Here is a 13,490-nt window from a genome sequence, read left to right as displayed (position 1 = left end):
AGCCGCCAGGGGTTGTGATCCATTGCTGTTTGATCGATGATCGATCAAACAGGTTTCCGGCTGGGAGGCATTCATGGCACGTCACGTCACTGTGGTCACGGGTGGCAGTCGGGGAATCGGTGCCGCGACCTGTCTGCGTCTCGCGGCGGACGGCCACGACGTCGTCGTGGGCTGGGTCCGGGACTCGGCGGCCGCGGAGGCGGTCGCGGCGGGGGTGCGCGAGGCGGGTGGGCGCGGCCTCGCGGTGCGGGTCGACACGTCGGTCGAGGCCGAGGTCGAGCGCCTCTTCGACGTGGCGGAGGAGCAGCTCGGACCGGTGACCGGACTGGTGAACAACGGGGCGGTGACCGGACCCCTGGGCCGGCTCGCCGACAGCGACACCGCGGACCTGCGCCGGGTCGTCGACGTCAACCTGCTCGGCACGCTGCTGTGCGCGCGGCGCGCCGCGCAGCTGATGGCCGCACGCGGGAGCGGAGTCATCGTGAACGTGTCGTCGGCCGCCGCGACCCTCGGCAGTCCGGGGGAGTACGTCCACTACGCGGCGACCAAGGCGGGCGTCGAGGCCCTGACCCTGGGCCTGGCCAAGGAGCTCGGCCCGGACGGTGTCCGCGTCAACGCCGTCGCGCCCGGGGTCGTCGACACGGAGATGCATGCCGCGATGGGCGACCCCGACCGGGCGCGGCGGATGGGAGCGGCCGTCCCGCTGGGTCGTGCGGGCCGGGCGGAGGAGATCGCCGCGGCGATCTCCTGGCTGATGTCGCCGGACGCGTCGTACACGACGGGGACGGTGCTGCGGGTGGCCGGCGGACGCTAGAGACGTCTGCAAGGGCGCGTGGTGTCAGGGGAGTTGGCGGGGCGGTGGACGCCCCCCGTCCCTCAGGCCGCCTCGATGACCTCGCAGCGGATCGCGGTCGCCCACTCGACCACCAACAACTCGTACTCCACACGCTCCTGTGCCGACAGGGACCCGCCCGCACGCCGCCACAGCGCACGAATCTGATCGTTCAGCTCCGCGGCAGAGCGCACGGAACCAGGAGTCACGGAATCGGGGGACATGCGGACAAGCCTAGGGGCAAGCACTGACAGTGCGCTACCGGACGGCTACAGATGCGGAAGAGCGCGAGAGCGGGTAAGGGCGGTCAGTGCGCCGACTCGGCCGCATGGGGACTCAGTACGCCCGCGCTGACCAGGACGATGATGACGACGCCGAGCGCGATGCGGTACCAGACGAACGGCATGAAGCTCTTGGTCGAGATGAACTTCATGAACCACGCGATGACCGCGTACCCGGTGCCGAAGGCGATGATCGTCGCGAACAGCGTCGGTCCCCACGAGACGTGGTCGCTCTCCATCGCGTCCTTGAGCTCGAACAGGCCGGAGGCGAGCACCGCCGGGATGGCGAGCAGGAACGAGTACCGGGCGGCGGCCTCGCGCCGGTAGCCCATGAAGAGGCCGCCGCTGATGGTCGCGCCGGAGCGGGAGACGCCGGGGATGAGCGCCATGGCCTGGCACAGGCCGTAGATCAGGCCGTCCCGGACGCCCAGGTTCTCCAGCTCCTTGCGCTGCTGGGGCGCGCGGTGCCGGCCGCCCTTCTCGTCGCGCGCGGCCATCCGGTCCGCCACGCCGATGATCACGCCGACGACGATCAGCATGGTCGCGGTGATCCGCAGGTCGCGGAAGGGCCCCTCGATCTGGTCCTTCAGCGTCAGGCCGAGGGCGCCGATGGGGATCGAGCCGACGATCACGAGCCAGCCCATGCGCGCGTCGGGGTTGTGGCGCATCGACTTGTCGGTGAGCGACCGTGTCCACGCCGAGATGATCCGCCCGATGTCCTTGCGGAAGTAGATCAGCACGGCTGCCTCCGTGCCGATCTGCGTGATCGCCGTGAAGGCCGCGCCCGGGTCGTGCCAGCCGGAGAACGCCGCGGTCAGGCGCAGGTGCGCACTGGAGGACACGGGGAGGAACTCGGTCAGCCCCTGGACGAGTCCGAGGATGAGGGATTCAAACCAAGACATGAAGTTACGGAGTCCAAGTGCCGATCGAGAAACGGGCGATGGGCACACCGAACCGCCGTGTGCGGTGATCAGGATCAGGCGTGCCGTGGGGCAGCGTAGCGCCCCTGGGTGAACACCAGGCCACAGGGGCCGCAGCCTCCTACGCCACCGCCGGACCCGTCACCGTCCAGCCCGGAACCTGGGGATGGGCGGTCAGATCCTCGTGCCGGACGGCCTCGCCGCACGCCCGGCAGGTGACCTGCGGCACCAGCTCGTTGCCGCAGATGTGCTCGATCACCATGGGCCGGTCGTCGTCCGTGCGCAGGTGCCGGTCGCCCCACGCCATGAGGGTCATCAGCACCGGCTCCAGTTCCAGCCCCGCCCGGGTCGGCCGGTACTCGAAGCGCTGGGGGCGCTCGCTGTACGGCTGCTTCGTCAGGATTCCCGCGTCGACGAGCCGGCGCAGCCTGGTGGCGAGGATGTCGCGGGGTGCGCCGATGTTGCGCACCAGCTGGTCGAAGCGGCCGTTGCCCAGGCACACCTCGCGCAGCACGAGCAGCGAGTACTTCTCTCCGACGAGTGCCAGGGCGTCGGCGATGGAACAGGGGCGCGGGTTCTTGGGGGCGGCGGCCATGACGTCAGTCTAGGTGAGGGTTTGCTTTTCCAACTCACGGGGCTATGGTGAGTTCGGATTTCCTACTCACAGGTAGTCCCCGCGGTGGCCCGGTCACCGCCCCGACGGCCAAGGAGGCCCGCACCATGCGTGACGCAGTCGTCGTCGAAGCCGTACGCACCCCCATGGGCAAGGGCAGGCCGAACGGCGCCCTCGCGCACGTCCATCCCGTGGAGCTCCTCGCGCACACGCTGCGCACCCTCGTCGAGCGGTCCGGCGTCGACCCGGCGCTGATCGACGACGTCATCGGCGGCACCGTCGACCAGGTCGGTGAGCAGGCCATGAACACCACCCGTTACGCCCTCCTGTCCGCGGGCTTCCCCGAGTCCGTCCCCGCGACCACCGTGGACCGCCAGTGCGGCTCCTCCCAGCAGGCCGTCCACTTCGCCGCGCAGGGCGTCATGGCCGGGGCGTACGACCTCGTCGTCGCCTGCGGGGTCGAGTCGATGAGCCGCGTGCCGATGTGGTCGAACGTGCCGTCCGGCAAGGACCCCTTCGGCCCCGGTGTCGCCGCCCGCTACCCGCAGGGGCTCGTCCCGCAGGGCATCAGCGCCGAACTGATCGCCGCCAAGTGGTCGCTCACCCGGGAGCGGATGGACGCCTTCGCCGTCTCCTCGCACCGGAAGGCCGCCGCGGCCTGGGACACCGGCCGGTTCGACGCCGAGATCGCGCCCCTGGACGGCGTCGCACGCGACGAGTGCGTACGCCCCACCAGCAGCGTCGAGATCCTCGCCGGCCTCAGGTCCGCCTACCACGACCCGGCCTTCGCCGAACGCTTCCCGCAGATCGAGTGGAACGTCACCGCGGGCAACGCCAGCCCGGTCAACGACGGCGCCTCGGCCGTGCTGATCACGTCGAGCGAGACCGCCGCCCGCCTCGGCCTGCGCCCCCTCGCCCGGCTGCACAGCTTCGCCGTCACCGGATCCGACCCGCTGCTCATGCTGACGGGCGTGATACCCGCCACCGAGAAGGTGCTGCGCCGGGCGTCGCTCTCCCTCGGCGACATCGACCTGTTCGAGGTCAACGAGGCGTTCGCGAGCGTGGTCCTGGCCTGGCAGCAGGAGACCGGCGCCGACCTCGACCGGGTCAATGTGCACGGCGGGGCCATAGCCCTGGGCCACCCCCTCGGAGCGAGCGGCACGCGGCTGACCACCACCCTCGTCCACGCCATGCACGAACGCGGCGCCCGCTACGCACTGCAGGCCATGTGCGAGGCGGGCGGACTCGCCAACGCCATGATCCTGGAAGCGGTGTAGGAATCCGAGTCTCCGAGCGGGGAGAAGTCTCGGAAGCGGGGTGAAACCCCGTCAGCGGCCGCTCAGCCGGTGGCGCTTGCGCCAGGCCACCACCGCGCCCGCCAGCCCCGGCAGGGCGATGCAGGCCATGGCGATCAGGAAGGCCGGCGACGTCGGCGTCGAGGCGCGGGCGCCGGCGACGACGTAGGCGGCGGTGTTGGGAATCGACCCGAGCCCCGTCGCCAGCAGGAAGGGCAGCAGACCCATCCGCGAGACGGCCGCGCAGTAGTTGGCGGCGGCGAACGGCACCCCGGGGAACAGCCGGGCCGCCAGCATCGAGCGGAAGCCGTGCCGGCTGAGCTGACCGTCCGCGGCCTTCAGCCACTTGCCCCGCAGCAGCGGGCGCAGCGCCTCCTGGCCCAGCGCCCGGCCCAGGCAGAAGGCGATCCCGGCCCCGAGCACCGTCCCCGCCAGCGCCGAGGCGAGGCCCAGCTGCGATCCGAACAGGGCGCCGGCGGCCAGGTTCAGCAGCGGACGCGGCACGAAGGCGACGGTGCACAGCCCGTAGGCCACCGCGTAGGCGACGGCCGCCGCGGCCCCGCCGAGCTGGGGCGGCCAGCCGTCGGTCAGCAACTGCTGGGGCTGGAACAGCACCACCGTCGTGGCGGCCGCGGCCAGCAGGGCGACGAGCAGGGAGAGCCGGGACCACGGCGACAGCAGGACTCTCGTCGCGCGGGCGGCGAAGCCGGCCGGCGCGACCGGTCCGGCGGCGGTGGCGACGGCGAGCTCCGTTGCGGCGGTCCGGGGAGAGACCGTGGCGGTGCCCCCAGAGCGGGTGGTGGCATCGAGCATCCGGTGACACTAACCGACAAATGTGTGTGATCGCCGTATGGTGCGTCTCATGAGGGTCACAGCCAAGGGAATTCCCGACGTGCCGCCCAGCCCTCTCGCCGACACCGTGCTGGAGCGGCTCACCGCTGTCTACCCCGCCGCCGCCGACCCCGAGCGGGCCGTGGACCTGCGAAGATACATGAAGGACGTGGCGCCCTTCCTGGGCCTGACCTCGCCGGTTCGCCGCGCCCTGTCCTGCACCGTCCTGGAGGGTCTGCCCCGCCCGGGTGAGCCGGACTGCACCGCGATCGCGCTGCGCTGCTGGCGGCTGCCCGAGCGCGAGTACCACTACTTCGCCGTCGACCACCTGCGCCGGCATGTGACGCGTTGCTCCTCCGACGTCCTGCCCGTGGTGCGGCATCTGCTCACCACCGTCCCCTGGTGGGACACCGTCGACCTGCTCGCCGCACACGTCGTCGGAGGGCTGGTCGCGGCCGACCCCGACCTCACGGCCGACATGGACGCCTGGATCGAGGACGAGGACAGGTGGCTGGTCCGCGCGGCCCTGCTCCACCAACTGCGCCACAAGGAACGCACCGACACCGACCGCCTCTTCGGCTACTGCCTGCGCCAGTGCGGCCACGGCGACTTCTTCGTCCGCAAGGCGATCGGCTGGTGCCTGCGCGAGTACGCCAAGACCGATCCGGACGCGGTCCGTGCCTTCGTGGCCGGACACGGGCGGCGTCTCGCGCCGCTGTCGGTGCGGGAGGCGCTGCGCACCATCGGTCCGTAGCGGACCGGGAAGACCGCCAACTTCACGCTCCCGGACGGGAGCGCCCGAAAACCATTCGACGTGGGGCGAGGCGTCGGAAATGATCGGCGTCATGTTCCGGTACGCCTTCCACCTCGCAGCATCCGCGGTCGCGGATGCCCCGAAGGCTGCCGTCCCCTTCTTCCCGGCCGCTGTCGACGGCGCCCGAAGCTGACCCTCCCCGGATCGTCCGGCGGACCCCGCAGGGGGAGGGTCGGCCGGCCCCAGGGGTCCCCACCACCGCCACGAGGCTTCGAGGTACCGCCATGTCCAAGACGGCGTACGTCCGCACCAAACCGCATCTGAACATCGGCACGATGGGCCATGTCGACCACGGCAAGACCACCCTGACCGCCGCCATCACCAAGGTCCTCGCCGAGCGCGGCGCCGGCACGTTCGTGCCGTTCGACCGCATCGACCGCGCCCCGGAGGAGGCGGCGCGCGGCATCACCATCAACATCGCGCACGTCGAGTACGAGACCGACACCCGGCACTACGCGCACGTCGACATGCCCGGCCACGCCGACTACGTCAAGAACATGGTCACCGGCGCCGCCCAGCTCGACGGGGCCATCCTCGTCGTCTCCGCGCTGGACGGCATCATGCCGCAGACCGCCGAACACGTCCTGCTGGCCCGGCAGGTGGGCGTCGACCACATCGTGGTCGCGCTCAACAAGGCCGACGCGGGGGACGAGGAGCTCACCGACCTCGTGGAGCTGGAGGTACGGGAACTGCTCACCGCGCACGGCTACGGCGGCGACGCCGTGCCGGTCGTACGGGTCTCGGGGCTGAAGGCCCTGGAGGGCGACCCGCGCTGGACGGCGTCCGTGGAGGCGCTGCTCGACGCCGTGGACACCTATGTGCCCATGCCCGAGCGGTATCTGGACGCGCCGTTCCTGCTGTCGGTGGAGAACGTGCTCACCATCACCGGCCGCGGCACGGTCGTGACCGGTGCGGTCGAGCGCGGCACCGTCCGCGTCGGCGACCGGGTCGAGGTGCTCGGGGCGTCCGTCGAGACGGTCGTCACCGGTCTGGAGACCTTCGGCAAGCCGATGGAGGAGGCGCAGGCCGGCGACAACGTGGCGCTGCTGCTGCGCGGGGTCGCCCGCGACACGGTGCGCCGCGGCCATGTGGTCGCCGCGCCCGGCAGCGTCGTGCCCGCGCGGCGCTTCTCGGCGCAGGTGTACGTGCTGTCGGCGCGCGAGGGCGGGCGTTCGACGCCGGTCGCCACGGGGTACCGGCCGCAGTTCTACATCCGGACCGCGGACGTGGTCGGGAACGTCGACCTCGGTCGGGCGGCGGTGGCGCGGCCCGGTGACACGGTCACGATGACGGTGGAGCTGGGACGGGACGTGCCGCTGGAGCCCGGGCTCGGGTTCGCCATCCGTGAGGGCGGGCGGACCGTGGGGGCGGGCACGGTGACGGCTGTCGGGTGAGTGCCCCTTCAGGGGCGTTTGTGCGCAGGCACCATGAATGTGCGCAGGCACAATGAACAGGTGAACGAAGCCATACCCGTCAGCCGTGTCACCGAGCACGGCACCGCCAAGCTCATGCCCGACGTCGACCGGCGGCGGGCCTGGCTGCTCACCGTCGACGGGGCGCCGCAGTCGTACGTCGACCTGGACGAGCCGGCGCACCTGGAGTTCGAGTACACGCGCCGGCTCGGCCACGTCCTGGACACGGTGGCCGAGCCGGGGCGTGCGCTGGACGTGCTGCATCTCGGCGGGGGAGCGTTCACCCTGCCCCGGTACCTGGCCGCCACCCGGCCCGGCTCGCGGCAGGACGTCGTGGAGGCCGACCGGGGCCTGCTGGACCTGGTCGCCGAGCACCTGCCGCTCCCGGACGACGCGGGCATCACCCCGCACGGTGCCGATGCCCGCGCCTGGCTGGAGTCCGCCCCCGTGGACTCGGCCGACGTGCTGGTCGCCGACGTCTTCGGGGGTTCGCGGGTGCCCGCGCACCTGACCTCCGTGGAGTACGCCCGCGAGGCCGCCCGGGTGCTGCGGCCCGACGGCGTCTACGTGGCCAACCTGGCCGACGCGGCGCCGTTCCCCTTCCTGCGCCCCCAACTGGCGGGGTTCGCCACGCTCTTCGAGGAGCTGGCGCTGATCGCCGAACCGGGGGTGCTGCGCGGACGCCGCTTCGGCAACGCGGTGCTGGTCGCCGCGCACCGGCCCCTCGACACGGCGGCGCTGACCCGGCGCACCGCCGCCGACGTCTTCCCGGCCAGGGTCGAGCACGGGCCCGCGCTGCGGGAGTTCATCGGCGACGCGCGGCCGGTGCGGGACGCGGACGCCGTACCGTCGCCCCCGCCTCCCGCCGGGGCGTTCGGCATCGGCTGAGCGGCGCGCGCGGCGCCGCTCGGCGGGGGTGTGACGCGGGGTGTGCCTACGAGTCGGTCGGCGGTTCCTCGGTGAGGCGCACGGTGCTTAGGATCTTCTGGACCGTCGCCTCCGGGATCTCGTCGGCGACGCCCTTGGCGCCGTACAGGTTCCAGGTGACGAAATTGCCCGCGCCGTTCTTGAACGCGAAGGTGATCGCCTTGCCCTCGCTCTCGCACTTCCCCTTCTGGGGGGTGCCCTGCGAGTACGCCGTGATGACGCTGCCCTCGATGCCGGAAGCCGTGGTGTACGCCTTCGGCTTGCCGTACTTCACGCTCTTCTTGTCCGGCTGCGTGTAACCGCCGTAGATCCACCACGGCACCCGCGTCTCGGCCGCCATGGTGGCGTCCTTGGCGCCGTCCTCGCCCCGGGTGCCGGCGGTGGCGAGCGCGGTGCTCTCCTTGCGGCCGTCCTTGTTCTCGTCCGCCGTGCACCACTCGGACTTCAGGTAGGCCGGGGCGGTGACGGTGGTGCGGTCGGTCTTGCCGTCCTCTTCCCACTCGAAGCCGACGCTGGTGTCGGTGCTGTCGATCTCCCACTCGGCGGGCACGTCGAACATGGTGCCGAACCGCGGGTTGGCCACGACCTTCCAGCCCGCGATGGTCGCCTGCAACTCGCCGTCGCCCCGCGGATTGTCGTCGGAGCCGGTCGGGCTCGGGTCGGTCGGCGGGGACTCGGACTTGTCCGCGGACGCGCTGGCGGACGGCTTCTTGTCCTTGCCGTCGTCCGCCTGGTCGTCCTTGTCACCGCCCAGTACGAGGAACCCGGTGACGCCGGCGGCCACCACCACGGCGAGGGCCGCGACGATCGCGACCAGTTTCGTCCGGTTGCCGCCACCGCCACCGCCCGGCGACGCCTGCGGAGCCCCGGCGGGCTGCGGAGCCCCCCACTGCTGCTGCCCATAGGCGTTGGGCTGCTGATAGCCGGGCTGCTGATACGGATTCGGCTGCTGGTACCCCGGCTGCTGGTACGGATTGTTCTGCGGGTTCTGCTCGCCCCCGGGCGGCTGCTGTCCTGGCCACATGAGGAGTCACCCTAATGCCGCCCAGGACACGATTCGGTCACCGGCCTTTGTCAGGGCCGTACCGAAACCGCGAACGCTCGCCCTCGGCAACGGCACATCGCCCCCTCAGGAGTCCGCCGGCACGTACTCCCTGACGGTGGCGAGGATCTGCCGGACGGTGGTGTCCGGCACCTCGTCCCCGACGTCCGCGGCGCCGAAGAACGACCAGGAGACGAGGTCGCCGTCGGCGGACTTGAAGGCGAACGTCGTGGCCTTGCCGTTCACGTCGCACTTGCCCTTCTTCTCCACCCCGGACGACCGGGAGGTGGCGACGCTGCCCTCGATGCCGGAGGCGGTGGTGAAGGAGGTCACCGGTCCCGTCGAGACCTTGTTCCGGTCCGGCTGGGTGAAGTTTCCGTAGACCCAGTTCGCCGAGTCCGTCCGGGCGATCTCCTCGGTGCTCCGCGCACCGTTGTTGCCGCGGGTACCCGCGCCGGCCAGGGGCGTGTAGTCGACCGAGCCGTCCCGGTCGCCGTCCGACCCGCACCACTTCTCCTGGAGAAAGGCGGGGGCCTTCATGGCGACCAGGGGCTTCTCCTCGGGGTCGTCGTCCTCCGTGACGTAGGTGATCCAGGTGGGCGACTGCAGCGACCACGAGGCCGGCACGTCGAAGGCGATGCCGTGGTCGGGATTGGCCACGACGTTCCAGCCCGAGACGGTCGGCTTCAGGTCGTCGTCGCCGCTGCGGGGGTCGTCGGCGGTGGCCGAGGCGGACGCCGACGAGGAGACGGTGGGGCCGGGCTCGGCCCCGTCGTCCTCATTGCCGCCCAGGAGGACGGCCCCGGTCGCCGCGGCGGCCACCAGGACGACCGAGGCCGCGACGATCGCCACCAGCTTCGTACGGCCGCCCGGTCCCCGGTCGGGCGGCCCGGGGGCCGTGACCGTGGGGGCGTTCCAGGGGGCGGTCGGCGGCCGGTGCTGCTGGTAGCCGGGCTGGTGGTACGGGTTGGGCTGCTGAGGGTTCGCTCCACCGGTGGGCGACTGCTCTCCTGGCCACATGAGGGGAAAGCATACGGCGATCATCCCGGACGCCTGCCCCCGTGCCTGCCCATGCCCGGCCCCTGTCCGAACCCATGCCCGGCCATGCCTGGTCACGGAAGCTACTCGTGGGTAACCTGTCGGCATGAGCACAGATCAGATGTCGATCGGCGAGTTGCTCGCCGCCACGGTGCCGATGGTGCGGACCCTGAACCTCGAGTACCTGGAGACCACTCCGGAGAAGGCCGTGCTGGCCCTTCCGGACCAGAGCGAGTACCGCAACCACGTCGGCGGGCCGCACGCCGGAGCCATGTTCACGCTGGGTGAGTCGGCCAGCGGCGCGATCGTGCTGGCCGCCTTCGGTGACCAGCTCTCCCGGGCGGTGCCGCTGCCGGTCACCGCCGAGATCGCCTTCAAGAAGATCGCGCTCGGACCGGTCACGGCCACCGCGACACTCGGCCGCCCCATCGCCGAGGTGGTGGCGGAGCTGGACGCGGGCAGCCGCCCCGAGTTCCCGGTGAGCGTCGCCATCCAGCGGGAGGACGGCGCCGTCACCGGCGAGATGACCGTCACGTGGACCCTGCGTCCCAACGGCTGACCGCCGGCGACCCGGTAGGCTTCCCGGTGCGCCTCGGTCGAGGCGCACCGGGAAGCGGCGAGTCCCACCCGGATCGCAGCACGAACGCGAAGCGGAGGGTGGGCGTTGCACGTCCAGGAGTGGCTCGACACGGTGCCCGCGGCAGCCGTCTACGCCGTGGTCGGACTGGTCATCGGTCTGGAGAGCCTGGGCATCCCGCTGCCCGGCGAGATCATCCTGGTCTCGGCCGCCCTGATGTCGTCGCAGCACAGCGGGATCGACCCGCTGATCCTCGGTGCCTGCGCCAGCGCGGGCGCGGTGATCGGCGACTCCATCGGGTACGCCATCGGCCGCAAGGGCGGGCGCCCACTGCTGGCCTGGCTGGGCGGGAAGTTCCCCAAGCACTTCAGCGAGGGGCACATCGCCACCGCCGAGCGGTCCTTCCAGAAGTGGGGCATGTGGGCCGTGTTCTTCGGCCGCTTCGTCGCGCTGCTGCGCATCTTCGCGGGGCCGCTGGCCGGCGTGCTGCGGATGCCGTACTGGAAGTTCCTGATCGCCAACGTCCTCGGCGGCATCGTCTGGGCGGGCGGCACCACCGCCGTCATCTACTACGTCGGAGTGGTCGCCGAGTCCTGGCTGAAGCGCTTCTCGTGGCTGGGTCTGGTGCTGGCCGTGGCCATCGGCATCGCGTCGATGCTGGTGCTCAAGCGCAAGGCGGCCAGGGCAGCGCCTCTGACCGCCGGCGACTGAAGCGCCCCCGCAGGGGCGCGGGGAACGGCGCGAGCAACCACGAACAACCCGCGGACGGCCTCTCGCCGTCACACGGTAAACGCTTCCCGATGCTCCGAAGCCAGCGCCGCGTACATCGTGCCGTTCAGCGTGACCCCCTGACGCTCCTCCTCCGTCAGCTCCCGCTTCACTTTCGCCGGCACCCCCGCGACCAGCGACCCCGGCGGCACCCGCATCCCCTGCGGGACCAGGGCCTGGGCCGCGACCAGCGAGCCGGCGCCGATCACCGCGCCGTTGAGGACCGTCGCGCCCATGCCGATCAGGCAGTCGTCCTCCACCGTCGCGCCGTGCACCACGGCGTTGTGCCCGATGGAGACCCGCTCGCCGACGGTGACGGGGAAGCCGGGGTCGGCGTGGAGCGTGCAGTTGTCCTGGACGTTGCTGCTCGCGCCGACGGAGATCCGCTCGACGTCGCCGCGCAGCACCGCCCCGTACCAGACGCTCGCCCCCGCGTGCAGCGTCACGTCCCCGACGACCGAGGCCGTCGGCGCCACGAAGGCCCCCGCGTCCACCTTCGGTTCCTTGCCGCCAATGCCCGTGATCAGCGCCTTCTGCGTCATCGTCGCCTCCTGCTCGTGTGATGTACGGCACCGTACGCCACCCCGGTGGGGTGAAGATCACAGGCCTCCGCGGTCATGACCCCCGCGCACGCCAACTACCGTGAGCGGGTGCCGAAGCGCAAGAACACGTACGCGTCCTGGCGGAGCCGCCTGGCGCAGCGAGCCGTCCACGCGGGCTGGGCCTGGGTGCAGCGCACCGGCTCCGTCACCGCCGACCGCCCCGGCCGCTTCCGCTTCGGTGCGATGGGCACGGGCACCCGGCTCGCCTTCCCGCTCGGCACCGTCTTCGGCGAGCCCTGGATCCATGTCGGCGCCCACTGCATCATCGGCGAACAGGTCACCCTCACCGCCGGTCTCATGCCCGACCTGGACCTCGGCCCCGAGCCGATCCTGCGCATCGGTGACGGGGTCGTGCTCGGCCGCGGCAGCCATGTCATCGCGGACACCACGGTCACCATCGGCAGCGACTGCTACTTCGGCCCGTACGTCTACGTCACCTCCACCAACCACTCCTACGACGACCCGCACCAGCCCATCGGCAAGCAGTGGCCCCGGATGGACCCGGTGGAGATCGGCCCCGGCTGCTGGATCGGCACCGGCGCGGTGATCCTGCCCGGCGCGCGGATCGGGCGGAACGTGGTGGTGGCCGCCGGTGCCGTGGTCCGGGGCTCGGTCCCCGACCACGCCGTGGTGGCGGGCGCGCCGGCCCGTGTCGTACGGCGCTGGACGCCGGACGGGGGCTGGCAGCCGCCGCTGCGGACGCCGGCTCCGGTGCCGATCCCGGACGGGGTCACGCCGGGGCAGTTGCGGGCGCTGTCGAAGCTGGACGACGAGGCGGTGGCCCGGCTCGCCGAGCTGGACGAGCGGGAGGAAACGCCGGACAGGCTCGCGGAGCCGGCCGCCGAGGGCTGAGGGGGTCGCCCCCGCCCGCAGTACAGTTCAGTGCACGTTCGGGTGCAGTCGGCGACAGTTCGGTCAAGCGCACCTGGTCATCCAAGACACTGGACAAGCAATGGACGGAATGTGGCGGACCTCGACCTGCTGACCCAGTCCCTGGCGCGCAACGTCAAACGCTGGCGCTCCGAGCGCGGCTTCACCCTGGACGCGCTCGCCGCGCGGGCCGGGGTCAGTCGCGGCATGCTCATCCAGATCGAGCAGGCCCGCACCAACCCCAGCCTCGGCACGGTCGTCAAGGTCGGCGACGCGCTCGGCGTCAGCATCACCACCCTGCTCGACTGGGAACAGGGCCCCACGGTCCGCGTCGTCCCCGCCGAGCAGGCGGTACGGCTCTGGCACACCGACGCGGGCAGTTTCAGCCGGCTGCTCGCCGGGGTCGAGGCGCCGGGCCCGCTGGAGATGTGGGAGTGGCGGCTGATGCCGGGCGAGAGCAGCCCGTCCGACCCGCACCCCACCGGCACGGTCGAGTTGGTGCACGTTACGGCCGGGGAGCTGACGCTCACGGTCGACGGGGTGGCGCATCGCGTCCCGACCGGCGCCAGCGCCTCCTTCGCGTCCGACACCCCGCACACCTACGGCAACGAGGGCGACGGACCGATGGAGATGATCATGGCCGTCTCGGTGCCGCCCGTCCGCTGAGA

General features: G+C 71.7%; 16 protein-coding genes. 9 read left to right on the top strand and 7 right to left on the bottom strand.

What is annotated here, in order from left to right:
* Nucleotides 1–73: 73 nt before the first annotated feature.
* The gene (locus ACIGO6_RS28625) at nucleotides 74–814 is read left to right on the top strand and encodes an SDR family NAD(P)-dependent oxidoreductase (protein ID WP_399881270.1); all 741 of its coding nucleotides are present in this window, start codon (nucleotides 74–76) and stop codon (nucleotides 812–814) included.
* 62 nt (nucleotides 815–876) lie between these two features.
* Here ACIGO6_RS28625 and ACIGO6_RS28620 read toward each other — a convergent pair whose 3' ends face one another.
* From ACIGO6_RS28620 to ACIGO6_RS28610, 3 genes are all read right to left on the bottom strand, one after another.
* Entirely contained in the window at nucleotides 877–1,056 is a 180-nt protein-coding gene (locus tag ACIGO6_RS28620) for a hypothetical protein (protein WP_399881268.1), read from the bottom strand.
* An 83-nt stretch (nucleotides 1,057–1,139) separates the two neighbouring features.
* A complete protein-coding gene (locus ACIGO6_RS28615; protein ID WP_399881266.1) occupies nucleotides 1,140–2,015 on the bottom strand; it encodes an undecaprenyl-diphosphate phosphatase in 876 nt (291 codons plus the stop codon).
* 139 nt (nucleotides 2,016–2,154) lie between these two features.
* Nucleotides 2,155–2,628: a winged helix-turn-helix transcriptional regulator gene (locus tag ACIGO6_RS28610; protein WP_399881264.1), complete on the bottom strand. Its 474-nt coding sequence runs from the start codon at nucleotides 2,626–2,628 to the stop codon at nucleotides 2,155–2,157.
* A gap of 125 nt (nucleotides 2,629–2,753) precedes the next feature.
* On the opposite strand from ACIGO6_RS28610, the gene ACIGO6_RS28605 reads away from it, so the two are divergent.
* Entirely contained in the window at nucleotides 2,754–3,923 is a 1,170-nt protein-coding gene (locus ACIGO6_RS28605) for a thiolase family protein (RefSeq protein ID WP_399881262.1), read from the top strand.
* 51 nt (nucleotides 3,924–3,974) lie between these two features.
* On the opposite strand, the gene ACIGO6_RS28600 is transcribed toward ACIGO6_RS28605, so the two are convergent.
* Nucleotides 3,975–4,754: a TVP38/TMEM64 family protein gene (locus tag ACIGO6_RS28600; RefSeq protein WP_399881260.1), complete on the bottom strand. Its 780-nt coding sequence runs from the start codon at nucleotides 4,752–4,754 to the stop codon at nucleotides 3,975–3,977.
* 49 nt (nucleotides 4,755–4,803) lie between these two features.
* Between ACIGO6_RS28600 and ACIGO6_RS28595 the strand changes: the two genes are divergently transcribed.
* The 3 genes from ACIGO6_RS28595 to ACIGO6_RS28585 all read left to right on the top strand — a co-directional run bounded on the left by ACIGO6_RS28595 (nucleotide 4,804) and on the right by ACIGO6_RS28585 (nucleotide 7,886).
* Nucleotides 4,804–5,526: a DNA alkylation repair protein gene (locus ACIGO6_RS28595; RefSeq protein WP_399881258.1), complete on the top strand. Its 723-nt coding sequence runs from the start codon at nucleotides 4,804–4,806 to the stop codon at nucleotides 5,524–5,526.
* 284 nt (nucleotides 5,527–5,810) lie between these two features.
* On the top strand, nucleotides 5,811–6,980 hold the full coding sequence (tuf, locus tag ACIGO6_RS28590; RefSeq protein ID WP_399881256.1) for an elongation factor Tu: 1,170 nt from the start codon (nucleotides 5,811–5,813) through the stop codon (nucleotides 6,978–6,980).
* 60 nt (nucleotides 6,981–7,040) lie between these two features.
* Nucleotides 7,041–7,886, top strand: coding sequence for a spermidine synthase (locus ACIGO6_RS28585; protein ID WP_399881254.1), 846 nt, complete (start codon nucleotides 7,041–7,043; stop codon nucleotides 7,884–7,886).
* Nucleotides 7,887–7,932: 46 nt separating this feature from the next.
* On the opposite strand, the gene ACIGO6_RS28580 is transcribed toward ACIGO6_RS28585, so the two are convergent.
* Both ACIGO6_RS28580 and ACIGO6_RS28575 read right to left on the bottom strand, forming a co-directional pair.
* Nucleotides 7,933–8,949, bottom strand: a complete 1,017-nt coding sequence (locus ACIGO6_RS28580; protein WP_399881252.1) for a hypothetical protein — start codon at nucleotides 8,947–8,949, stop codon at nucleotides 7,933–7,935.
* A gap of 105 nt (nucleotides 8,950–9,054) precedes the next feature.
* Complete coding sequence (locus ACIGO6_RS28575) at nucleotides 9,055–9,987, bottom strand: hypothetical protein (protein WP_399881250.1); 933 nt, start codon at nucleotides 9,985–9,987, stop codon at nucleotides 9,055–9,057.
* Between the two features lie 139 nt (nucleotides 9,988–10,126).
* Here ACIGO6_RS28575 and ACIGO6_RS28570 point away from each other — a divergent pair, with 139 nt between their 5' ends.
* A complete protein-coding gene (locus ACIGO6_RS28570) occupies nucleotides 10,127–10,564 on the top strand; it encodes a DUF4442 domain-containing protein (protein WP_399881378.1) in 438 nt (145 codons plus the stop codon).
* A 105-nt stretch (nucleotides 10,565–10,669) separates the two neighbouring features.
* Nucleotides 10,670–11,293, top strand: a complete 624-nt coding sequence (locus ACIGO6_RS28565; protein ID WP_399881248.1) for a DedA family protein — start codon at nucleotides 10,670–10,672, stop codon at nucleotides 11,291–11,293.
* 68 nt (nucleotides 11,294–11,361) lie between these two features.
* On the opposite strand, the gene ACIGO6_RS28560 is transcribed toward ACIGO6_RS28565, so the two are convergent.
* A complete protein-coding gene (locus tag ACIGO6_RS28560) occupies nucleotides 11,362–11,892 on the bottom strand; it encodes a gamma carbonic anhydrase family protein (protein WP_399881246.1) in 531 nt (176 codons plus the stop codon).
* Nucleotides 11,893–12,000: 108 nt separating this feature from the next.
* Here ACIGO6_RS28560 and ACIGO6_RS28555 point away from each other — a divergent pair, with 108 nt between their 5' ends.
* Nucleotides 12,001–12,804, top strand: coding sequence for an acyltransferase (locus ACIGO6_RS28555; RefSeq protein WP_399881376.1), 804 nt, complete (start codon nucleotides 12,001–12,003; stop codon nucleotides 12,802–12,804).
* A 111-nt stretch (nucleotides 12,805–12,915) separates the two neighbouring features.
* Nucleotides 12,916–13,488 (top strand): helix-turn-helix domain-containing protein, encoded by a 573-nt coding sequence (locus ACIGO6_RS28550; RefSeq protein ID WP_399881244.1) that lies wholly within the window; start codon nucleotides 12,916–12,918, stop codon nucleotides 13,486–13,488.
* Nucleotides 13,489–13,490 lie beyond the last annotated feature (2 nt).

It is taken from the genome of Streptomyces sp. NPDC053750 (genome assembly GCF_044544295.1).
GTDB lineage: Bacteria > Actinomycetota > Actinomycetes > Streptomycetales > Streptomycetaceae > Streptomyces.
The sequence above is the reverse complement of the archived record's forward strand: the minus strand, read 5'-3'. Positions and strand labels throughout refer to the sequence as shown.

Coding starts and splice junctions, on each gene's coding strand:
- ACIGO6_RS28625 (WP_399881270.1), top strand. CDS start 74: ATGGCACGTCACGTCACTGTGGTCACGGGTGGCAGTCGGGGAATCGGT.
- ACIGO6_RS28620 (WP_399881268.1), bottom strand. CDS start 1,056: ATGTCCCCCGATTCCGTGACTCCTGGTTCCGTGCGCTCTGCCGCGGAG.
- ACIGO6_RS28615 (WP_399881266.1), bottom strand. CDS start 2,015: ATGTCTTGGTTTGAATCCCTCATCCTCGGACTCGTCCAGGGGCTGACC.
- ACIGO6_RS28610 (WP_399881264.1), bottom strand. CDS start 2,628: ATGGCCGCCGCCCCCAAGAACCCGCGCCCCTGTTCCATCGCCGACGCC.
- ACIGO6_RS28605 (WP_399881262.1), top strand. CDS start 2,754: ATGCGTGACGCAGTCGTCGTCGAAGCCGTACGCACCCCCATGGGCAAG.
- ACIGO6_RS28600 (WP_399881260.1), bottom strand. CDS start 4,754: ATGCTCGATGCCACCACCCGCTCTGGGGGCACCGCCACGGTCTCTCCC.
- ACIGO6_RS28595 (WP_399881258.1), top strand. CDS start 4,804: ATGAGGGTCACAGCCAAGGGAATTCCCGACGTGCCGCCCAGCCCTCTC.
- tuf (WP_399881256.1), top strand. CDS start 5,811: ATGTCCAAGACGGCGTACGTCCGCACCAAACCGCATCTGAACATCGGC.
- ACIGO6_RS28580 (WP_399881252.1), bottom strand. CDS start 8,949: ATGTGGCCAGGACAGCAGCCGCCCGGGGGCGAGCAGAACCCGCAGAAC.
- ACIGO6_RS28575 (WP_399881250.1), bottom strand. CDS start 9,987: ATGTGGCCAGGAGAGCAGTCGCCCACCGGTGGAGCGAACCCTCAGCAG.
- ACIGO6_RS28570 (WP_399881378.1), top strand. CDS start 10,127: ATGTCGATCGGCGAGTTGCTCGCCGCCACGGTGCCGATGGTGCGGACC.
- ACIGO6_RS28560 (WP_399881246.1), bottom strand. CDS start 11,892: ATGACGCAGAAGGCGCTGATCACGGGCATTGGCGGCAAGGAACCGAAG.